This is a genomic window from Natrialba asiatica DSM 12278 (assembly GCF_000337555.1).
Taxonomy (GTDB): Archaea; Halobacteriota; Halobacteria; order Halobacteriales; family Natrialbaceae; genus Natrialba; species Natrialba asiatica.
This window is the reverse complement of sequence record NZ_AOIO01000023.1, coordinates 148969-170163: the sequence shown is the minus strand read 5'-3', so window position 1 is coordinate 170163 and position 21195 is coordinate 148969. Positions and strand designations below refer to the sequence as shown.

The 21195-nt window shown below is 62.0% G+C and carries 19 protein-coding genes and 1 rRNA gene; 10 read left to right on the top strand and 10 right to left on the bottom strand.

Annotation, left to right across the window (positions count from 1 at the left end; genetic code table 11):
* Positions 1-40 precede the first annotated feature (40 nt).
* Positions 41-162 (top strand): 5S ribosomal RNA (gene rrf / locus C481_RS09970).
* A 237-nt stretch (positions 163-399) separates the two neighbouring features.
* Positions 400-828, top strand: coding sequence for a DUF7344 domain-containing protein (locus C481_RS09965; protein WP_241434675.1), 429 nt, complete (start codon positions 400-402; stop codon positions 826-828).
* A 132-nt stretch (positions 829-960) separates the two neighbouring features.
* Here the strand turns inward: C481_RS09965 and C481_RS09960 are convergent, their stop codons facing one another.
* Both C481_RS09960 and coxB read right to left on the bottom strand, forming a co-directional pair.
* On the bottom strand, positions 961-2109 hold the full coding sequence (locus C481_RS09960) for an NAD(P)/FAD-dependent oxidoreductase (protein ID WP_006109069.1): 1149 nt from the start codon (positions 2107-2109) through the stop codon (positions 961-963).
* Between the two features lie 410 nt (positions 2110-2519).
* Positions 2520-3293: a cytochrome c oxidase subunit II gene (gene coxB, locus C481_RS09955; protein ID WP_006109068.1), complete on the bottom strand. Its 774-nt coding sequence runs from the start codon at positions 3291-3293 to the stop codon at positions 2520-2522.
* 218 nt (positions 3294-3511) lie between these two features.
* Between coxB and C481_RS09950 the strand changes: the two genes are divergently transcribed.
* Together C481_RS09950 and C481_RS09945 are read left to right on the top strand one after the other, a co-directional pair.
* Positions 3512-5797 carry a DUF6789 family protein gene (locus C481_RS09950; RefSeq protein ID WP_049904566.1) on the top strand — a complete coding sequence of 762 codons (2286 nt, stop codon included), beginning with the start codon at positions 3512-3514 and terminating at the stop codon, positions 5795-5797.
* On the top strand, positions 5794-6372 hold the full coding sequence (locus C481_RS09945; RefSeq protein ID WP_006109065.1) for a hypothetical protein: 579 nt from the start codon (positions 5794-5796) through the stop codon (positions 6370-6372). Before C481_RS09950 ends, C481_RS09945 begins: the two co-directional genes overlap by 4 nt.
* 169 nt (positions 6373-6541) lie before the next feature.
* Here C481_RS09945 and C481_RS09940 read toward each other — a convergent pair whose 3' ends face one another.
* Positions 6542-7402 (bottom strand): manganese catalase family protein, encoded by an 861-nt coding sequence (locus C481_RS09940; RefSeq protein ID WP_006109064.1) that lies wholly within the window; start codon positions 7400-7402, stop codon positions 6542-6544.
* Between the two features lie 205 nt (positions 7403-7607).
* On the opposite strand from C481_RS09940, the gene C481_RS09935 reads away from it, so the two are divergent.
* On the top strand, positions 7608-8030 hold the full coding sequence (locus C481_RS09935) for a hypothetical protein (protein WP_152422166.1): 423 nt from the start codon (positions 7608-7610) through the stop codon (positions 8028-8030).
* A gap of 6 nt (positions 8031-8036) precedes the next feature.
* Here the strand turns inward: C481_RS09935 and C481_RS09930 are convergent, their stop codons facing one another.
* Together C481_RS09930 and C481_RS09925 are read right to left on the bottom strand one after the other, a co-directional pair.
* A complete protein-coding gene (locus tag C481_RS09930) occupies positions 8037-8951 on the bottom strand; it encodes a cytochrome c oxidase subunit 3 (protein ID WP_006109062.1) in 915 nt (304 codons plus the stop codon).
* 96 nt (positions 8952-9047) lie between these two features.
* Positions 9048-10433 (bottom strand): NAD(P)/FAD-dependent oxidoreductase, encoded by a 1386-nt coding sequence (locus tag C481_RS09925; RefSeq protein ID WP_006109061.1) that lies wholly within the window; start codon positions 10431-10433, stop codon positions 9048-9050.
* Positions 10434-10578: 145 nt separating this feature from the next.
* Between C481_RS09925 and C481_RS09920 the strand changes: the two genes are divergently transcribed.
* Both C481_RS09920 and C481_RS09915 read left to right on the top strand, forming a co-directional pair.
* Entirely contained in the window at positions 10579-11619 is a 1041-nt protein-coding gene (locus C481_RS09920; protein WP_006109060.1) for a D-2-hydroxyacid dehydrogenase, read from the top strand.
* 238 nt (positions 11620-11857) lie between these two features.
* Positions 11858-12286 carry a universal stress protein gene (locus tag C481_RS09915; protein WP_049904578.1) on the top strand — a complete coding sequence of 143 codons (429 nt, stop codon included), beginning with the start codon at positions 11858-11860 and terminating at the stop codon, positions 12284-12286.
* 70 nt (positions 12287-12356) lie between these two features.
* Here C481_RS09915 and C481_RS09910 read toward each other — a convergent pair whose 3' ends face one another.
* Entirely contained in the window at positions 12357-12788 is a 432-nt protein-coding gene (locus C481_RS09910; protein ID WP_006109058.1) for a DUF7344 domain-containing protein, read from the bottom strand.
* A gap of 131 nt (positions 12789-12919) precedes the next feature.
* Positions 12920-13954, bottom strand: coding sequence for an aspartate-semialdehyde dehydrogenase (asd, locus tag C481_RS09905; RefSeq protein ID WP_006109057.1), 1035 nt, complete (start codon positions 13952-13954; stop codon positions 12920-12922).
* Between the two features lie 368 nt (positions 13955-14322).
* On the opposite strand from asd, the gene C481_RS09900 reads away from it, so the two are divergent.
* A complete protein-coding gene (locus C481_RS09900) occupies positions 14323-14586 on the top strand; it encodes a hypothetical protein (RefSeq protein ID WP_049904577.1) in 264 nt (87 codons plus the stop codon).
* A 331-nt stretch (positions 14587-14917) separates the two neighbouring features.
* Here the strand turns inward: C481_RS09900 and C481_RS09895 are convergent, their stop codons facing one another.
* The 3 genes from C481_RS09895 to C481_RS09885 form a co-directional block, all read right to left on the bottom strand.
* The gene (locus tag C481_RS09895; protein ID WP_004267024.1) at positions 14918-15109 is read right to left on the bottom strand and encodes a 30S ribosomal protein S17e; all 192 of its coding nucleotides are present in this window, start codon (positions 15107-15109) and stop codon (positions 14918-14920) included.
* Positions 15110-15280: 171 nt separating this feature from the next.
* Positions 15281-15976, bottom strand: coding sequence for a DUF447 domain-containing protein (locus C481_RS09890; protein WP_006109053.1), 696 nt, complete (start codon positions 15974-15976; stop codon positions 15281-15283).
* Entirely contained in the window at positions 15973-16824 is an 852-nt protein-coding gene (locus C481_RS09885) for a triphosphoribosyl-dephospho-CoA synthase (protein ID WP_006109052.1), read from the bottom strand. The genes C481_RS09890 and C481_RS09885 overlap by 4 nt, the downstream gene beginning before the upstream one ends.
* A gap of 569 nt (positions 16825-17393) precedes the next feature.
* Between C481_RS09885 and C481_RS09880 the strand changes: the two genes are divergently transcribed.
* The gene (locus tag C481_RS09880) at positions 17394-18323 is read left to right on the top strand and encodes an HhH-GPD family protein (protein WP_006109051.1); all 930 of its coding nucleotides are present in this window, start codon (positions 17394-17396) and stop codon (positions 18321-18323) included.
* A 138-nt stretch (positions 18324-18461) separates the two neighbouring features.
* Positions 18462-21191 (top strand): type IV pilin N-terminal domain-containing protein, encoded by a 2730-nt coding sequence (locus C481_RS09875; protein WP_006109050.1) that lies wholly within the window; start codon positions 18462-18464, stop codon positions 21189-21191.
* The last annotated feature ends 4 nt before the right edge of the window (positions 21192-21195 follow it).

The window sequence follows — 21195 nt, the reverse complement described above, 5'->3', positions numbered from 1 at the left end:
GATTATGGTTTGACAGCGGTTCGATTCCGTTGATCGGCGTTAGGGCGGCCACAGTGGCGGGGAACCTCCCGTACCCATCCCGAACACGGACGATAAGCCCGCCTACGTATCGGTGAGTACTGGAGTGAGAGATCCTCTGGGAAACTCGATTCGCCGCCTCCACTCATACTCACACTCAGTTGCCCCACACAGCAGCGGCTGTGTGGGGCATTTTATATTGCATACGTGTAATTGTATAATAACTTCCGCTCACTACCGGTGATAGTGAGATTCAGTAGTAGAGATCCGAGTTCAGATTGAGAGTCCGCTTACGAACCGAGTAGAAAGCAGGGCGATCGACACGCATCCCAAATTTGTTTGGAGCGAAGTTTATCGGGGTGTAACTGGTAGGCATATCTCATGTCAGATTGCAGTGGTTCTGAACTTGATACTGTGTATGAGCTTTTGTCGAATTCACGATGTCGACATCTCATGTATTCCTTTTTGGACGAAGATACTGCGACTATTGTTGAGCTCACACAACAGGTAGCAGAGTGGGAGCAGGAAGTGGAGACGGAGTCGATAGCGATGTCATTGCACCATCAGCAGTTGCCGCGTCTCGCTGATCACGGGATGGTTGAAATTGAGTACGGAGAGAAGGAGGATACGGTTCAAGCGACGGCGGCGTACGAGCAAGTTCAGGAATTGGTTGCACAGGTGAGCGCAGTTGAGGAGGAGGGTGGGGAAGCAAGTAGCCCACGTGAGTTTTTTGATGGAGATGAGGCTGCTAGTGGGTATGGAGAGGAGATTACCGCTGGGTCGAATCGGGAATCGGGAGGCGGGCGTTGAAGTCGATGTCGTGGTGGAACGAGTGATGCAGGGTAGGTTGTGGTTGCGGGAGTGAGGTATTATGTCGTTCCTTTCACAGCATGTGCTGTCGAGAGCGGTAGTGGCGTGTCTCAGAGTGGGGGTCTAATATTATTAGTCGTAGGTGTGGAATTCGATTGCGCGTTCGAGGAGTTCATCCGGGAGTCCGGGGACTTCTTCGGCGCGGACGGGACCGAGTTCATCGAGAAGATCGAGATCGCGAGGAAACGGTCTGCGTTGCCAGTGAATTGAAATGCCGGCTTTGGCTCCGTCCGCGAGTGCGATGGGGACTTGATTGTGGCCGGGTGTTAGGTCGCCGACGGCGTAGACGTTTTCGACGGAGGTTTGGCCGTGATCGTCGACGGCGACAGTGCCATCGTCGTTGAGCTCACAGCCGAGTTCGTTTGCAAGGCCGTTGTTGTAGTCTGCGCCGTACATTGCGAAGCCGCCGGTGTATTCGCGGGTGGTTCCGTCTTCGAATTCGAGGGCAGTTAGCCATCCGTCTGCACCGTTCTGGACGCCGGAAACGTCCTCGTGGATGATGTCGATTGGATGGGTTTTGAGAACAGTGTCGGTGTCGTCACTCCAGGTTGGAGGGTCACCGCGTGTGAGGAGGTCGACAGTGTCGGTGAAGTTGAGCATGATTGCGGCGACGTGGGCGGCGCTTTCAGAGGAACCCATCACGTAGACGGGTTCGTCGATAAACATGTATGCATCACAGTGGAGACAGTAGTGGAGTCCGCGGCCGGTTCGAGGAAGGGGTGGATCCGGTCGAACGTCGGTAAAGCCGGTCGCGAGAACGACGTAATCAGCGGTGTAGGTGGTTTCGGTGCCAGAGAGGGTGATTTGTGGCGGAGCGGTTGTGTTGTCGAGTGTATTGGGATTCGAGGTATCGATATCGGTGGTAGAATTGGTTCCGTCTTCGCTGTCACTTTCGGAACGAGTCTCAGTGGGTGCTGATTTTGATTCTGATTCTGATGCTGGTGTTTCCGTTGAACAGGACGAGATTACGTCTCGATAGACGGTACACCCGTATTCCCGGAGTTGTTCGACGCCCGTCGAGAGGAGTTCCTTACCGGCTGTTTCCTCGGTGATACCGATGACGTTGTGGACGTCCTGCATCATTGCGGCACGGCCGCCGCCGCGGTTGATGAGCGCCGTTTGATTGCCGAGGCGCGTACAGTACAGAGCAGCGCTGAGTCCGGCCGGTCCGCCTCCGACGACGACGACATCGAACTCCTCGTGTGCTGGGTTGTCGGTCATAGGCGCCCTTCCACGGAGAGCGATAAAAAGCCCGTTTGAGAACCGATGAAGGTACTGCTGGGTGCGTCTTCTGTCGGATGGCCGTACCGAGAAGTCGCCATACGAAGCGATCCGGTATACTATTCGGTCAGATTTGAAACGTGTCACCCGGAACACTAACGTCCAGCCTCATCCCGTGGCGGCGTGCCGCGTCGGCTGGCTAACCCTCGTGCCGGGTGAGAGAACGCCAGAAGTCGTGGCATCCTCCAGATGCTGCTGTCACGTGCCCGGGTTCGCCGTACTGTCATCGCACCCGAATGGGTTTGCTCGGACGGGGACTAAAGGCACGTAGGTGGTCTAGGTGCCCGCTTCGTTTAACTCTTACATGCTCGTTCGACGAACGACGGGCGTCGATCGATCGCCTGCTGTTTTCACTCGGGGTCCGGTGTGTCGGTGACGGTTCCTTCGCCGTCGTGTTCTTCGATCCACTGGTCGTAGGTTTCGGGTTCGACGACGATGACGTCAGCGTCCATCCGCGAGTGACCAGCACCGCAGAACTCGGCGCAGACGGCGTCATAGCGGCCGGGTTCGGCGATTGTTCGTGCGCGGGTGTAGTCGCCGGGGAACGCGTCCTGTTTGACACCGAGCTCGGGGACGAACAGCGAGTGAATAACGTCGTCACTGGTGAGCCAGATTGTCACGTTCTCATTGGCGGGTATCACGAGTTCATTTTCGGTCGTGATGTTCGAGTCGGGGTAGTTCGCTTGCCACGACCACTGGTAGCCCTGGACGTAGATTTCTTCGTCGGCGGTGTCGGGGAGGTCGTCGAACGATTCGACCGTTCCTTGGTCGCTGGTACCCCCACCGATCGCCTGTGAGGGAGAGACGTACGGGTTGACGAGAACGCTGTAACCGGAGAGGCCGACGAACAGCAGGATAAGTGCTGTTGCGGCGGTCCAGGTGATTTCGAGAGCGGGGTCTTCCGTGGTCGGCTCGGGGTCGTCGTTGTCGTGGAACTTGACGGCCGCATAGATGAGGATCACGAGGACGAATAGGGTGAGCGGAAGGGCGACGTAGAGCAGTTGGTACTCGAGGCCGTCGATAAGTTCTCGGTTTTCCGACTGTGCAGCAACTGTGCCGGCCAGTACGAGGTTTGAAAGCGCCGCGATGGCAAATGCGACGATCGTTCGTCGGCGGCTACTCATTGGAGGGGCTTCAACAACCAGGCTGATATACGTCCTGCATAGCTCAGTGAACTGTAACGATATCAGATAAGTACGGAAGAGAGTGACCGAGAGAGGAGATATAAGCTGTACGGAAACTCACGGCTAGCTGAATTCATCTTTATTGGGATCGATGGTGACGATACCGCTATGCAGGACGACGAGCGATGTAGTTGGGACAGGGGAGGTGATGGGCGACGATGAACCGTGCACTCGTGGAAGTATCGTTGTTTGGCGCTATCCTTATCGGTTGTCTTCTGGTTGTCCTTCTAGCACAGCGACTGCGAGCCGAGCCGTCGCCGGACGGCGGCTATGCTGTGGGTCGGTCGCGCCGGTTCGGTCTCGCGGACGTGAAAGCGGCTGCTGTTCGGTGGACGACAACGACGAATCATCGCGAGATCGGATTGCTGTACATCGCGTTCGGTACCGTGGCGGCGATTTGGGGTGGAATCGACGCGATGATGATTCGCACGCATCTGTTGACGCCGTCGGCGAACCTCTGGACCGAACAGACGTACAACGAACTGTTCACGATGCACGGTCTGACGATGCTCATTTTCTTCGTCGCGCCGGTGTTTTTCGGGATCGGGAACTACTTCCTACCGTTGTTGATCGGGGCCGACGACATGGCGTTTCCGCGGCTCAACGCGATCGGATTCTGGCTGTTGCCGCCATCGCTTTTGCTTGCACGTCTGGGAATCGTCGCCGAAGTAACGGGATCGATACTCGCGGTCGTCGTTCCGCGCGACTTCCTGTCCGTCTTGCTCGCGTTTCAGGAACCAGCGATCGGCTGGACGATGTATCCGCCGCTATCATTGGCCCCGAATCCACAGACGAATTTCCTCCTGTTAGGCCTCCATTTGAGTGGCATCGCTACCACGATCGGTGCGATCAACTTCATCACGACGATCATCTACGAGCGCGACGAGTCGATCGGCTGGGCGAATCTCGATATCTTCTCGTGGAACATGCTCGTCACGAGTTCGATTATCGTCTTTGCGTTTCCGCTGCTCGGTACGGCCGTCTTAATGTTGCTGTTTGACCGGAACTTCGGGACGACGTTCTACGCGATCGAGGGCGGTGGGCCGCTTCTCTGGCAACATCTGTTCTGGTTCTGGGGGCATCCGGAGGTGTATATTATTTTCCTTCCGGCGACCGGGTTGATGAGCCTGATACTGCCGAAGTTCGTCGGTCGAAAGCTGTTCGGATTCAAGTTCATCGTCTATTCGACGATCGCGATCGGCGTACTCTCGTTCGGCGTCTGGGCGCATCACATGTTTACGACCGGGGTCGACCCGCGCGTTCGGGCGAGTTTCATGGCGACCTCAATTGCGATTGCCGTGCCAAGTGCGATCAAGGTGTTCAACTGGATCACCACGATGTGGAACGGCGATGTGAGGCTGGCTGCGCCGACGATCCTCTGTATTAGCTCGATCGGGTTGTTCATCGTCGGCGGTGTCACGGGCATCTTCCTGGCCGTTATTCCCGTGGATATCATCTATCACGGGACCTACTACGTCGTCGGCCACTTCCACCTCATCGTCATGGGGATCATCCCGCTGATGATGTTCGCCGCGAGTTATTACTGGTATCCCCTGATCACGGGCCGCATGTACGATCGTCGGCTGGCGATTTTCCAGTCATCGTTACTTGTTGTCGGCTCTGTGCTCACGTTCTTGACGCTGATGGCGCTTGGGTTTCTCGAGTTGCCTCGTCGGTACGCGACCTATCCGGCGGAGTACTCGGGACTGCAGATCGTCGCGACCGTGGGGGCCTTCCTTATCGGTATTAGCGTCCTCATGTGGCTCTATAACATGATCTGGTCGTACTTTCAGGGTAAGCCGGTCGAGACCGCCGATCCGTGGGAGTTGAAGGCGACCGAGCAGTTCACGCCCGAGTGGCGGTGGTTCGAGGACCGCCTCGAACGCAAGCGCGGCGTCGCGCCGACCGAACCGGAAGAGACCCGTCCGTCGTACGTTCCCGCACGAGAGGACCGCCCGCTCTCGATCTACAGTCGGATCAAGCCGGTCGCACGGACCGTCGCGAACGATGCGGGAGCAGGCGCGGCTGGTGGCCTCTTCGGGACAGTACTCATGTCGGGTGCGCTTTTGCTGGCAGTCGCCCTGGGTGTGTTTGATCTTGCGACGTTCGCGGACCTCGCGACACTCGTTGGGTTACCGGCGAACATCGGACTCGGCTACGCGCTGTTCCTCTTTGCGGGGATGACGGTCTGGCCGCTGTTGTTCCTCTCGCTGGGGGAGTATCTACCGGGTGAACTCACGTTCGTGACGGGGCTGTGGTACGCGACGGTTATCGCATCCGGCTTCGCGATCGCCTTCTACACCGGCCAGACCGGCCTTGAACTTGTTACGTACCTCATCTTCGTTATTCTCTCACACTGGATCTACGGGCTGGGACTCGCGGGAACGATCACGTATCTCGGCGGCCGACAACGGCGTCCGTCGACGGAGGACGAGAACGAATGAGTTCCGGTGACGACGCGTCTTCCGACGAGCCGTCCACCGCTACCGGAACGGGACCAACCGAACCGACGACGGCGTCCGAGTCGTTGCTGCTAACCTACGCTGCGCCCTTTCTCGGCGTCCTTCTGATCGCTATCGGACTCCCTCTTTCGATCGTCGGCGGATACGTCGTGATTCAAGATAGCGCCGGACTCTGTGGGGAACCCACCATCGCGGTGACCCCCGATGACGAGTATTCCGGTGCAACGGATACCATCGAGACGCTTCCGGCAGGAGAACTCACGACGGCCGAACAGCGTGCCCTCGAAGAGGCGATCGATAGCCCGCTTCAGGAGGCGAAGGTCCAGGGTGATCTCCAAAATCGAGAGGCGTTTCTCGAGGGCGTGATCGTCGAGTACGAGGGCGACGGATACTACGTTCAGATCACGTCACAGAACTCCTGTCTCGAGGTCCAGCCGTTGTTGTTCCCGATCGGCGGAATCGCGATCCTCGTGGGCGTTCTGGGCGTGTTGACGCCGCCGATCTACCGGAAGATGGCGGGATTCGAAGAGCGAATGCAACGCGACCGGGCGGAGTAATCGCCGTCGTCCTTCTGTTCTCGCGTTCTCACCGCTCGGCCACGAGCCTGCACATTATACGCTAACCGTTCGCCGAACATCCCGGACGATGGCAGTCGGCCGAACGATGGCACCCAACCGTCGGCTCTCGGAGAGCCGGTTCCACAGCGGGAAATCTCAACGGCGGTGGCTATTTGCTCGACGTGGTCGAGTCGTCCGAATTGTCCGACTCGCTCGTCCGATTCGGTTCGTCGTTCGTCATCGGGTCGGGCTGTGGAGCGATGACCTCACCGTCACCCGGCTGTTCGGCGGCGTAGGAGAACTCTCCCATTCCGTCCGGCGACTCGCCCTGGGTCCACGGATAGCCCGGATCGGGCTGTTCCTCCCGTCTGGTCGAGATGAACGTGTAGTTGAACTCCTGGTTCTCCTGTTCCTGCGGGAAGCTCGCGGGGACCGGAACCGGATCGTCGAGCGTCTCCAGCGCGCGTAGCCACTGGTTCTGGTGCATCGTGTCCCGCGCGATGAGGTAGGACAGCATGTCCTTCATGCCGGGGTCGTCAGTGTACTCCCAGAGGCGGGTTGCGAGAGTTCGGCCGGTCGCTTCGGCCATCACGTTCGCGTAGAGATCACCCGCAAGGTTGCCTGACGCGGCGATGTAGCCGCCGGTGAACGGAACGCCGTTGCTGTCGACCGGCATCGCCGACTGGCCGGCCGAGAGGAACTGCCGCGGATTCTGCCCGGTCATCGCGGCGGCCGTCGCCGCGGTTTCCTGTGCATCCTCGCTCATCTGTTTTGGCGAACCGCGCAGGTTCTTCGTCACGGCGCTTGCGAGCATTTCTATGTGACCGAGTTCCTCGGCGGCGGTCTCCATCAGCAGGTTTCGATACTCTTCGTAGCCTTCCGGGAGCGCCCAGGCCTGGAACATGTACTGCATGGCAACGCGCATCTCCCCTTCCTGCCCGCCGATCGCTTGTTGCAGGAGTTTTGCGAAGTGCGGGTCCGGTTGCTCGACGGTGACCTCGTACTGGAGTTCGGGTTCTTGGAAGAACATTCACTGATCCCTGCCCAGCCCCAACAGGATAAAGCTCTGTTACGGCTGAATCTGAACGTGTCATCGTCTTGAATTACCCCGAAACGGTTTATTCAGCGCTGGTAGCAATCACGAGGGGTGTTTGTACTGGGGTCACGAACCTCTTTCGACCGTTGTGTCATCATGCCAAATGATTATATCACCGCTGGTAGTCGGGGACCAGCGCATGTGCGAGAATACGCAATGGCCGATGGCGCGACGGACGTTCGTCAAATGCGGTGCCGTCTCGACGGGCGCGCTGTTGGGAACGTCAGGCGCGAGCGCACGTACCGACTCGACATCTCAGGAACCCGAGACGGAGACCGTCGATCACGGACTGCTCCTTCCCTACCAGTTTCGCCCTGGGAGCCGAGTCACAGTCGCCGCATCCGAACTCGACTGGCAACCGGAGCGGTTCGAGCGCTCGTATCAGACGAACGTCATCACGTACGATCGTGCACCGTCGTATCGTGCCTTTCTCTTTACGGAGCCGAACGGAGCCCTCGCGCCGGCACAGTCGCTCGAGTTCAGCGGTGTCGAGCGATCAGCGAACGCTGTCGACCAGGGCCAGGGGGTCGTCACCGTCGGTCTCGAGTTTGATTTCGAGTGAGTCCTCTCAGATCGAGGCGCCGACGTAGAGGACGACCACGAGGAACAGCCAGACGGCGTCGACGAAGTGCCAGTACAGCGAGACGGTCGCAATAGAGGTATCGCGGTCCGGTCCGTAGTAGCCGCGAAGCGCCCGCCAACAGAGGATGGCGATCGCGCCGATGCCGAGCGCGACGTGGAAGCCGTGGAGTCCGGTCAACCCGAAGAAGGCGCTCCCGAAGATGCCGCTCGTGAGGGAAAAGCCCTCCGCGATGATGAACTCGTAGTACTCGTAGGCCTGGCCGGCGAGGAAGACGACGCCGAGTGCGAGAGTCGCACAGAGCAGTGTGAGAAAGCGTCGCCTGTTGCCGTGGCCGAGCGCTTCGTGAGCGTAGTGGAGGGTAATGCTGCTGGTGACCAGAAGGGTGGTGTTGATGACCACGAGCGAGCCGAGCAGCGGAGGGAGTTCTGCGGCCGGCCACGTCCCCACCCTGATGAAGAAGTAGTAGATGAACAGGCCGCCGAACGTCGACACGTCGGTCGTGAGAAAGAGCATCGTGGTCGAGACGTACGATCCCCGAGACTTGTGTGGCTCCTGTCCCTCGCGCGCGGGTGCAAGAAACGCCTGGTTGAGCCAGCCTCCGATACCAGCCAGGAGTGCGGCCGCGCCGACGACGGCGAGGCCGATACCGATCGGGCGCGGCACGAGTTCGGTTTCGGCCCCGAAGATGAAGAACGCGAAGCCGCCGTAGAGGGAGGCGGCGCCGATCGCGGCGATAAACGGCCAGCGACTTCGGTGCTCGTGTTCGGGTTCGTCGTGCTCCCCGTGGCCGCGGTGGTCGCCGTACTCCTCGGGTGCCTGTCCCTCCGGAACGCGGTGGCCCGAGCCGTCGGCTCGGGCGGTGTCGTCCGCGGGCGGATCCGCGTGTCCATCAGAATCCATACGACCACTTCCACATCGACCCCGAAAAAGACTCCCGCGTAGGAGCAGGCCGGGGACGAGTGCACGCCAGTCGAGTCGGGGGTCCGAGGTCAGGAGTCAGTAGTGATAATCGCCCGCGTCGAACTGCACGTACGTGCCGTTTCGGTAGGTGAACTTCCGTTTCTTGTACGAAACGAGGAGTTTTGACGCGGCGATACCGGCACCGTAGGTCCGGTTGAGCAGGACGTTCTCGCCGCTCCCGCCCTGCATGTCGGTGACGATGTCGAACGCTCGGTCCCAGTCGCCGGGTTCGTAGTCCGCGACGATGTCGGCGAAGGCGACGTTCCGGAGGATCTCGTCACCGATCGCGCGCTTCCAGAGATCGTTGTAGTGCTCGAGCGAGTCCGTCGCGGCGAGACGGCCGGCGATCTTGCCGGTGCGGACGGCGACGTGATACCCACCCTCGTGGAAGGCGGAGGTCGTCCCCATCGCGCCGCCGGCCACGGCGATGTTCGCGCCGACGGGCGAGTCGATCGGCCGCGTCGAGGAGATCGGGTACGTTTCGGTGCCCGTCGACTTGCCGCGGTCCTCGACGATCGGCATGTCCGACTCGATGTCGTACTCGTCGCCGAACTCGTGCTCTAAGAGGCGGGTGATGTACTCCGAGCCCGACGGCAGTCGCTCGTCCGAGGAGTCGAGTAGCGCGTAGGACGCCGGGTTATCGACGTCGTCGAGTTCCATCCCGATCGGCATCGTCAACCCGACGCGGGCGACGGTGCCGTCGTTGGGGAACACCCACGGATAGGCGGTTTCGCCCGGCATGTATCCCCACCAGAATTTGAGCCAGTCCGGGTCGAACAGCTCTTCGGGGAACTCCCGATACTCCTGGTAGGCGATGTGGTTCGCCGTCGGCGGCGAGAGCGCGTCGGCGATGCTTCGCCCCGGTGGCGTGAACTGATCCAGTGCCTCGAGCGTAATGCGTCGCTGTGGGCCATCGGCGAGGATGACGTACTGGGCTTCAATCTGATCGCCGTTCGAGAGCGTCAGCGTGTGCGTCGGTCCCTTCGGGCTCGACGAGCGGAGATCCGTCTCCAGATCCGAGACGCCGGTTCCCACGCGCAGGTCGGCCCCCGCGTCGGTCGCACGCTCGTAGAGCCAGTCGTCCATCCGCGCTCGGTGGAAGGTGTAGCCGAACTTCGGATAGCTGGCGTCCATTCCCGTCGTCGTCAACTCGACGGCGCTGTTCGGTCCGACGAACTCGGTTCCCTCGAGTTCCTGGAGGACGACATCGTCCGGGATCTCCGCGTAGTCGAAGTCCATGATGTCGATCCAGTAGTCGAGCATTCCGGCGGCGTCGGTCGAGTCCGGTCCGAGCCCCTCGCGGTCTTCGCGGGGCACTCCCTGCTCGAAGAGGACCGTCTCGGCTCCGTGTGCGGCGGCCCGTTCGGCGGCGGTGGCACCTGCGGGACCGCCACCGACGACCGCGACCTCAACGCGTTCCATACTCCGTGTGGAATCAGTGGCCCGTATTAAAGTACCTGTATTTCGCGTCTGGAACCGACTGCGTGCGACGACGCGTGCGCGAACAGCGGGTGTCAGCGCCCGCACGCCGTCAACGTTTTTGACCGTTCCACGCGAGGGCACGTGTATGAGTACGCACTCGAGCGATGGGCGCGATGACCGTCCCGGAAGTACTGATGAGGGCGGACGCACGGATGAGACGACTACCGGAACCGAACCGGACGTGCTCGTCCTCCGGAAGGGGACCCACGGCGTCCCCGTCGAACAGTACGCCGGCGCGCTCCGTGACCGACTTCCGGATCACACCGTCTCTCTCGCCCGAACGCCCGCCGCCGAACGCGAGGCCATCCGGTCCGCCGCGTTCGTCACCGGCATGATGCTCGATAAAGACCTGCTCGACCGCGCCGACGACCTCGACGTCTTCGCGTGCGCGTATGCCGGTACCGGCCACCTACCGCTCGATGAACTCTCGGAGCGGGGTGTCACGGTGACGAACGCATCCGGCGTCCACGGGCCGAATATCGCCGAGCACGTCCTGGGGGCGATCCTGGGATTCACGCGACGGTTTCACGTCGGCGCGCGCAGACAGCGCCGCCGGGAGTGGCGCCACTACAAGGCGCACGAACTCCAGGGAGCGACGGTGACGGTCGTCGGACTGGGTGCGATCGGCCGGGCCGTCTGCGACCGCCTCGACCCGTTCGGCGTCGAGACGATCGGCGTCCGCTACTCGCCCGAGAAGGGCGGCCCGACGGACGAGGTCGTCGGCTTCGATGGCGATGCGTTCGACGACGCCCTCGCGAGAACCGACTACCTCGTCCTGGCCTGCCCGCTCACGGAAACGACGCGCGGCCTGATCGACACCGAGGAACTGGTCACGCTCGATCCCGAGGCCGTCCTGGTCAATATTGCCAGGGGCCCCGTCGTCGACACCGACGCACTGGTGAGCGCGCTTCGGTCGGGAGCCATCCGCGGTGCCTCCCTCGACGTTACCGACCCCGAACCGCTCCCCGAGGACCACCCGCTGTGGACCTTCGAAAACGTCCAGCTCACCCCCCACAACGCCGGCCACACGCCGGCTTACTACGATCGTCTCGCTGACATCGTCGCCGAAAACGTCCGGCGCTACACCGCCGACCGCGACGAACTCGTCAATCGGGTCTCGCTGTAACGCCACTCCGCTCGAGTTCTGACGTGATCGCTGCTCGGGTGCTGATCGGGATCGGGGTCGGTTCCGAAACCGTCCGCGTCCTCGCACGTCTCGTCCGCTCGAACCTCCACTGCGGATACTTTTTTGCCCCGCACCCGCGATGTGCCACTATGCACACCACAGTTATCGCCGCTACCGAAGCGTTCGACGGAGGGCGCAAACAGTGCCCGTGGCGTTCATCCGGCACGCGGAGGCGACGATGACACTCACCTTCGACGGAACGGTGATCGTTCCCGTCGCGGACCCCGACGACGGCAAGCAGACGACGACAGCACTCGTTCCGCATCTCACCGACAGCAGCCACGTCGTTCTCGTCAACGTCATCGAGAAAGGCGGTGGGGCGATCGACAAGGCCTCGCCCGAACAGCGCAAGGAGTACGCCGACGAAATCTTCACGGCCGCGCGCAAGCCGCTTGCGGACTCATCGGCGACGATCGAATCCGAGGTCCGTTACGGCACCGCCGTCGCCGAGACGATCTTTGGGGCCGCAACCGACCGGGACGCAGAAGCCGTCGTGTTCACCCCTCGAAAAAGCAATCGAATCGCCGAACTCCTGTCCGGCGATGTCGCCAGACAACTGATAAAGAGCGGGTTTGTCCCCGTCGTCGCACTGCCACAGAACTCCTGATTCGTTCCGCCTCGTACGCGGTTTTCGTCTCAGTCCTTACGTTCGCCCGTTCTCCAAACCGTTCTCAGGCTCAGGCGATCGTCGCTTCATCCTCAGCAACATCTCTCTCAGCACCCGCTTGCTCGAGTTCTGCGGCCACCGCTTCTCCGTCCTCACGGAGCGCCACCGTGTTCGCGTCCGGATCGAACGTGACCAGCCCGGCTTCCGCGAGCCGCGGGACGTGGTTGTGCCGAAGCGAACTGTGAACTCGTTTTCGGGTGCCAAACAGCGCGTCGCCGGTCGTGGCGAGGACGCCGGAGCGCTGGTCGTCCGCGTCCGTCTCGAGAACGACGAAATCTGCGAGATCGGCGAGTGAAACCCGTTCCGTCGGGGCGTGCGTCACAAGATAGCGAAGGACCGCTCGACGGTGGCGATCGGCAAGAATATCGATGTCGGCGTCCGTGTCCGCCGTTGCACCGACAAGCGGGGTCAGCGATTCAGGATCGGAGATGACTGGAAGCATATCACACCGTTAGCATCGTATCTATTTGGGCCCCGTGCCAAAATAGCGTGGGATGGCCGACATTCGAACTCGATCGAAAATGCCGTTTGCGTCCGCACTCGGGCCGCTGCCGCCGATGACGGGGGCCGTCGTTACAGGTAGCCGTTCTCGGCGAGCAACTCGCCGTTCAGTACGCTCGCGCCGGCAGCTCCGCGGATCGTATTGTGGGCCAGACAGTTGTACTGCAGCCCGAACGGCGTCTCCTGCATCCCGCCCGCTGCGATCGCCATCCCGCCGCCGACGGTCCGGTCCATCCGCGGCTGCGGCCGGTCCGGCTCGTCGAAGACGTGGATCAGCGGATCCGGTGAGGAGTGCAGGTCGAGCGAGGGGAACGCCTCCATCGCTTCGGCGGCGGCTGCCGCGTCGAGTTCGGCTTCGGTCTCGACCCAGACGTTCTCGAGGTGGCCGTCGATCGTCGGGATGCGATTACAGGACGCCGACACGGCCACGTCGTTGTGGGTCAGCGACGCGCCGTCGAACTCGCCGAGGAGCTTTCGGGATTCGGTCTCGAGTTTGTCCTCCTCGCTGCCGATGTAGGGGATCGCGTTGTCGATGATTTCCATCGAGCTGACGCCGTCGTAGCCGGCTCCGGAAACGGCCTGCAGGGTCGAAACGTGGACCTTTTCGAGGCCGAACTCCGTCAGCGCGGCGAGCGTCGGGACGAAGGTGATCGTCGAGCAGTTCGGGTTCTTGATCAGCGCACCGTCCCAGCCGCGCTCGTCGCGCTGGACTTCGAGAAGATCGAGGTGTTCGGCGTTGATCTCCGGGATCACCAGCGGTACGTCGTCGTCCATTCGCCCGTTCGACGAGTTCGACGAGACGACGTAGCCGGCCTCACAGAAGCCGGGTTCGACGGCTGCGCCGACGCTCGAGGGGAGCGAGGAAAACAGCAAGTCGATGTCGTTCGGGATCGCATCGGGTTCGGTCGCCTGGACGGTCATCTCGGCGACATCGGCCGGGATCGGGCTATCGACGCGCCACTTGGCGGCCTGTCGGTACGTCTTGCCGGCACTCGAATCGCTCGCTGTCAGGGCGGCGAGTTCGAACTTGGGGTGTGGATCGAGAAGCTGAATCAATCGCTGTCCAACAGCGCCGGTCGCGCCGAGTACGCCTACTCGTACTGCCATTTTGTGTCACTGTGTATCGTGGCCGCAAAACCGTTTGGATTCGTATCGCACGCGCTCTCACAGCCATTTTTATTTACATATGGGCACTTTTGAGAGACAGATCGACGACCAGGTTGCGGCTGTGGGCCGCAGTCGCTGCGACGCCCATAGAAGAAATTAAGAAAACGGGGCGGTATCTTCCGACCGATGAACTCTCGACAGACCCGATTCGATGTCAGTGGCGGTCGTCCGGCAGTGTCGCCGGGGTGTCCGTCGGCGGGACGGGTTCCTGGATCGACTACAGCTGCGGACGGTGGTTCGAACAGAGTGCGTTCGTCGCTGTTGGCGGCTGTGCCGAGCACTCGTCGGACCGGTCCGGAGGCGAACCAATGACGGATACGACGACGAGTTCAGGGTCACGCGAACCCGGGCTTTTCGAGACGCCGTTTAGCATCGGGGCGACCGTCCTCTCGGCGCTCAGTGCGCTCGTCGCGGTCCTGTTCTTCTGGACTGGCTTCCAGGGGTCGACGCTGCCGGTCGTCGGACTCGAACTCTCGATTCTGACCGGGACCGTTGGCTCGTTGTTCGCGCTGCTCGTGGCGGTCGTCGCGCTCGTTGCTGCGTTCTATATGGAACTCGGCTTCGATTACTGACGGCGTTGTCGTCGGATCGCGTTTTTCGCGGCCAGCGTTCACGGAGAGGGAGCTGAATCGGGCCACTGGTGGCGTAGTGTCACCCTCTGCACCTGAGCCCGTCTCGCGTTCTGGCGGCCGATCCGCAAGAATCGATCCGCCGGCTCGGAGACGCGGCCGTCGGGGTATCCGCTCGCCTCGAGAACCGACCAGGAATGGGATGAACGGATCTGGCGCGGCCACCGTGGCTCGCGTAGTGCCGAAATGCAACCTGATTCTCAGTTGGTCTTCCAAGTAATCGCCGAGCGAGCGGCTCACCGGCCGGGACAACTGAAGACGAGAACTCGACGGATTACGCGGGAACCTGCGCGCCCTTCTTTCGCGTCACGTAGCCTGCAATGCGGTTTCGAACGCCCTTGGATTCGACGTTGGTGAGCTTGTCGACGCTGTCTTTGTTCTGTTCGAAGTCGGTCGTGAACGCGTCCGGGTACCGCTCCAGCAGGAGGTTCCCGGTCTTCTTGACGTAGGCCGGTTTGATTGCCATACAGGGTCGTTCCGCCCAGAGGCTCTTAATCCCTTTCTCTTTCGTTTTGTTCCCGTTGCTCCCCACGCCGGGTTGTCTCTGGATTCGAGTTCACCCGAGTCGGTACCGCCCTTTCGAGCCGTTTTGCGGTCGCGAGTTCGAGACTGGACTGCAGCAGGTCCCTTGCGCGTCTTACCACTCAGCGTGGTCTCGAACGCGTTCGATGGCCAGTCGTTCTCGCGGTCCCCCGGCGCGGTCGACGACCGACGCGAAGAACTCGAGTCGGTTCCGTAACGTTGCGTCGTCGTAGCCGGAAACGCCGAGTCGCGAGGCGGCGACAGTCGCTTCGATGACGGCGTTGAAGCCGCGATTGATCGTGGGGACGGTCTCGCGTTCGGTTCCGGTTTCGATCGGTTCGAGTTCCCATTGTTCCCACGTTGTGCCGTCGTCCGTGCCGGAATCGATCGGGGTTACGGAGACTCGCGCCCAGGCGTTGGCGGCGTCGAGGACGGGGGAGTCGAGTTCGGAGATCGTGAGGGCGGCGTCGGCGAAGACGACGGGGTCGGTAACGAACTGGATGTAAGCCTCGCCCTGTCGGTGGAAATTCCGGCGGGTGCGGGTATTGCCCCAGGTTCGAGCGGTGACTGGTGATGTTTCGGGTGGGCGCTTGTCGCTGGCCGCGTTGGAATCGGCGTTATCGACGCTGTCGTCGGCGTCGGTATCGTCGGTGAACAATCCGAGTGCGGCGACGTTCCAGCGGTCGTTGGGGCCGAGCGTCGTGACGATGGATTCGGTGACGCCGGAGAGCGGTGCGGGCCAGGCTGTCCCCCCGGACGGGTGGCTCGTTTCGTCCCCGCTGTGTGTGTCCGCGTCGCTTCCGTCGTTCATATCTCGACTGTGTCGCGCTCGAGGGCGATGAAAAGCCCGGCCGCGGTGATATCCGCCGTCGTTCCCGGATTGATTCCGCGATCGACGAGTTCGGTTGCGAACGTTTCGACGGCGTCCCGATCAGTAGCGATGGCGTTGCGGTCGACCAGCGCGGCGGCGCGCTGGCTCACCTCCCGCGCGGTGGTCTCGTCGCGTCGGTTTGCGACCAGGGTGTCGGGGCGGTCGGCGAGCAGGGAGAGGAAGACCGCTGCAGCGCGGTCGGGCAGCGGACCTGACTTTGTTTCGAGGCGGTCGGCTGCGGCGAACGAGCGCTCGAAGCCGGTGATCCATTCGCGGGCGACGTCGTCGCCGGGGACGCTTCGGTCCATCACGTCGACCAGCGTGAGCTCGCGCGCTTCGAGTGCGGGGATCGCGTCGGACCCTCGGCGAACGTCGAGCGGCGCCATGTCCGCCGGCGGATCGGGGACGAAAACGTCGACGTGTTCGAACGCGCGGTAGAAGGCTGCCGCGTCGTCGACGGTCGTTTGCTCGACGACCGATTCGACGGCTGATCGGGAGAGATCGTTCCGCGTGGCTCGCACGAGCGGCACGAGCAAGAGCAGTGCGCCGAACTGCGTGTTGTCACCTTCCTGTGCGGCCATCCCTTCGATAGCCCGTTCGAAGGCGGGACCGATCGCTGAGTCGGTCGCGGCCATTTCGAGTCCGTCCCGAGCGCCGACCGCGCCCGCGAGAAAGTGCTCGAATCGCAGGTCGTCGAGATCGCGGTGGCGGTCGACGTTCCCCGGTTTCGGGGTGCTTGCGACCTCGAGTAGGAGTGCCAGTTCGCCGTTCTGTGCTGGCGTTCGCATGGGTGGATCGAATGACTGCGACGGCTTAGGCGTACGGTTGTCGGCATCGTTCCGGCGGGCCGGTTACGATCGACTATCGACGCAATTGTGCCGCCGAAAAATGCGACAGCCCCGCGACTTGGACCCGGACGGGAGTTCGTTCGACGGTCCGTACGGCCGTGCTGGCGTCTGCCAGATTCACGAACGCCAGTTACCTGGAATCCGTTACTTGGCCTTCTCGTCGTCTTCCATGGAAGACGAGTGGTGAACCGTTCGGTTCTCCTTCGGAGTACGCATCTCGTATCCTTGTGACGTGATACTCGATTTTCTCCGATCCTCCGCAACCGGTTCTTGCGAACGGATCGACGGAGGTCGTCCGATGTGTCCTCGCGGTGCCGCTACACTGTGTGTTACGGTAGCAATGAACATAAACGTTCTCTAGCGGGACGGAGACTGTGCGGCTTCCTGATCGAATCCGGGAGCCGCGAGAGCCGCCCGCGATGCGCGAACGACCGTTCGACGAACGTTGTCAGCGTTCGCGATCGATCGACACCACCATCCCTAAACCGTCCATCCGCCAAGTGTCACCGATGACTGACACGGAGGCAGCACCGGCGTGGAGCCTCCCCGACGACCGCGACAGCGTTCGCGACGCGCTGATCGACTGGTACGAGGCCGACCACCGCGAGTTCCCCTGGCGACGGACCGACGACCCGTACGCGATCCTCGTCAGCGAGGTGATGAGCCAGCAGACCCAACTCGACCGCGTCGTCGAGGCCTGGGAGGCGTTCCTCGAGCGCTGGCCGTCCACAATTGAACTCGCGGCGGCCGACCGAGCCGATGTCGTCGGGTTCTGGACGGATCACAGCCTGGGATACAACAATCGGGCGAAGTACCTCCACGAAGCCGCCGGACAGATCGAATCGGACTACGACGGCCACTTTCCGGAGTCACCCGACGAACTTCAGGAGCTGATGGGCGTCGGCCCGTACACCGCAAACGCCGTCGCAAGCTTCGCCTTCAACAACGGCGACGCCGTCGTCGATACGAACGTCAAGCGCGTGCTCTACCGCGCGTTCGACGTTCCCGACGACGATTCGACGTTCGAGGACGCCGCGAGCGATCTCATGCCCGCTGACCGCTCGCGAGTCTGGAACAACGCCATCATGGAACTCGGCGGCGTCGCCTGCGAGCAGACGCCAGCGTGTGACGAAGCCGGCTGTCCGTGGCGCGAGTGGTGCAGCGCCTACGCCACCGGCGACTTTACCGCGCCGGACGTGCCGACTCAACCCAGTTTCGAGGGCAGCCGCCGCCAGTTCCGCGGCCGCGTGATCGGAACCCTTCGAGAGTACGACGAACTCGAACTCGATACGCTGGGTCACCGAGTTCGCGTCGATTACGCGCCAAACGGTGAGTACGGCCGCGAGTGGCTCCGCGGATTGCTGGCGGATCTAGAAGCCGACGGCCTGGTTGAACTCGACCGAAACGCAGAGCCGGCGGTCGCACGGCTCCGTCGGTAACAGACGGTACCGGCGATCGCCGTCGGCTGAACGGTGACGCATCCGCAACACCTCGAGTTAGAATCCGTGAAATAAACCTCAGAAATACTCTTTATGTTTCCAATAGATTGAAGGAGAAACGTTCGCAACAGGTCGTGCATGCGAAGACGCGAACTAATCGTCGGAAGCGGAACCGTCGCAGCCATCGCCTTCTCGGGATACACCGGTGCAGCGGCGGCGGATGCTGCCGACAGGCGGACGTCCCTCCCGTCCGACCTCGAGTCCACCCTCGAACTGGTTCCCGCAGAATCGTCGCTCGAAACGAGCTATCAGCACCTCGTCTACTCGCAGATCGATTCCCAGGAATCCCGGCCCGGGTACCTGGGTACCCACGGTGTGGTAGACGAGTTCGACAACGTCGATGCCGACTCGGTTGCTGAAATCGTGTTCGCCGCCGGTGAAGCGACACAACTCTCGGTCACCACCGGATCGTTCGACAAACCTGACGCCGGCGACGACGAGATCGACGGCTGGACCGTCGGCGAGGTCGATGACGAGGCGTTCGCGGCTGCCGATGGAAAACTGGTGATCGCGAGTGGCGACGGCAGTCGCTCTGTCGTCGAAACCGCTATCGCAACAGCAAACGGAGACGAAGCGACCGTCATCACCGATCCCGAAACGACCGAGGCGACGTTCGACTACCTCGGTTCGATGTCGTACGTTACGTTCGTCCCGAACGTCTCCACGACCTCGTCCCGCGAGTTCAATGACGGCACGGTCGAGGCGGTGGGGATCGGGTCCAAGTTGCCGCCCGCAGAACGAAGCGATGACGGGACTCTCGAAAACGGATACGTGTTTCACCTGGCCGCCGATGCGGACGTTGACGACGAGTGGGTCAACGACCGCCTCCAACGGCTCGAACAGGGTGAGGTCCTCGACACGACGATCGACCGATCGGGCGATGTCGTCCACGTCGACGCGGTCGTCGAGCAGCCGCCGGAACGCGACCGAGACGCTGCACCCGACGCCCGAGTTCAGGCCCGCTCGAACGCCGACGAGGGCGTGGTGACGTTCGAACACGTGGCCGGTGAATCGATCGATACTGACAACCTGGAACTGTGGAAAAACGGTGAACTCGCCGCCGAGCAACTCGCAGACGACCGCGCGACGTTCGACGAAGGCGATACATTCGAACTCGAAACGGGCCCGCTCGCAGCTGTCGGACTGCGCTGGTTCGACGAGGACGAGGACGTCTACTACTATTACGAGACGATCACCGTCGGCTCGGAGTCGTTCGACGTGACCCACGACGAGACGGACACCGTCGACATTACCTACGTCGGCGAACGCGAGGCCGATCCGGATCTCCTCGAGTTGGTGCGGGATGACGGTGCCGCCGGTCGCGAGCAGTTAGAACTCGATGTCTCCGACTCGCTCACCGCGGGCGAGACGATCACAGTCGAGGATGTCACGCTTGGCAACCGAGTGATGCTCGAACTGGCGGTGCCGGCCAATCCAAACAGGGGACGGCGATCCCTGGTCCACTTCCGGGTTCGCCCGCCACGAATGCATCTCTCCGGCCGCAACGACACTGTTACCGCCAGATACTGGGGCGATCAGGACCGTGACGCCGACGAGTTCCGCGTGCTGGTCGAGGACGAGCCTGCCGATGTCCAGTTTACCGACGTGACGGAGACCCTGTCTGCGAACGACGAAGTCGAACTCGGGGACATCGACTACGGCACCCACGTCGCCATCGAGTGGCTCGAACCGGACGAGCCCACCGTTATCGCGGACCGGGTGATCCGCCCGTCCGCACACGTCGATCTGGCGTACGACGACGCCGAGGGAACGCTTACGGTCGACTACGTGGAGGGCGATGCGATCGATGCCGATGACCTTTCGCTTCGGCTCGGCGACGAACCGACGGCCGTGCAGCCGACCGACGAGTACGAGACCTTCGAACCCGGCGACGCTTTCACCGTCGACGTGAGGCCCTTTGTGAGAGTTAAACTCGTCTGGGAAGGCCCCGACGACACCGAGCATTCGATCAGCCAAACGACCGTCAGTCGGGCGCTGTTCGACGCCGCGTACGATCCCGACAACGGCGAGGTTGAACTCGTCTACACCGGCAACCAACCCGCTGATCCGTCGACCCTAAGTGTCGCCCATCGTCGTGACGGACCGTCTAGCGTGGACGAGGACCTGTTCGCCCAGGCGTACGACACGCTGACCACCGGCGACAGCATCGTCCTCGAAGACGTCGGGGTCGAGGACAGCATTGCTGTCATGCTCGTACAGGAAGGCGAGAACTACGTTTCGAAGAGTTCACTCTTCAACTTCCGGCCGGAGCCGCGGTGGGCCTTTAGCATCGGCGAGCGCGCGGACGGGATCGTGGCCGTCTACCGGGAGGAGACGAGCCGAGACGCCGCCAATTTCGAACTGCTCGTGGACGGCGAGCCCGGCGACAGCCAGCCGTCGGACCGATACGACACGTTGTCCGCGGGTGATGAACTCGAACTCGGCGAGTTCGACGCTGGGACCGAACTCACCTTCCGGTGGGTCGTTCCGGACGAGCCACGCGAGATTCGCAGTCACGTGGTCGTTCCCGACGCCGCGTTCGATATCGACTACGACGCGGACGACGGCGAGGTGACCGTCGAACACGCCGGTGGCGACGAGATCGATGCCGATGCCCTGGGTATCGTCGTCGAACCGACGCGGTCCGAACCGGCCGGCTGGGACGAGTACGAGACCGTCACCGAGGGCGATACGACGACCGTCGCCGTCGATGGTGAGACCGGTACAGAGGGTGATCGCGACCCGATCGGAGTCACGGTCGTGTACCGGGAGAAAAATACGATCACGCACGAGCGAATCGACGACTGATCGG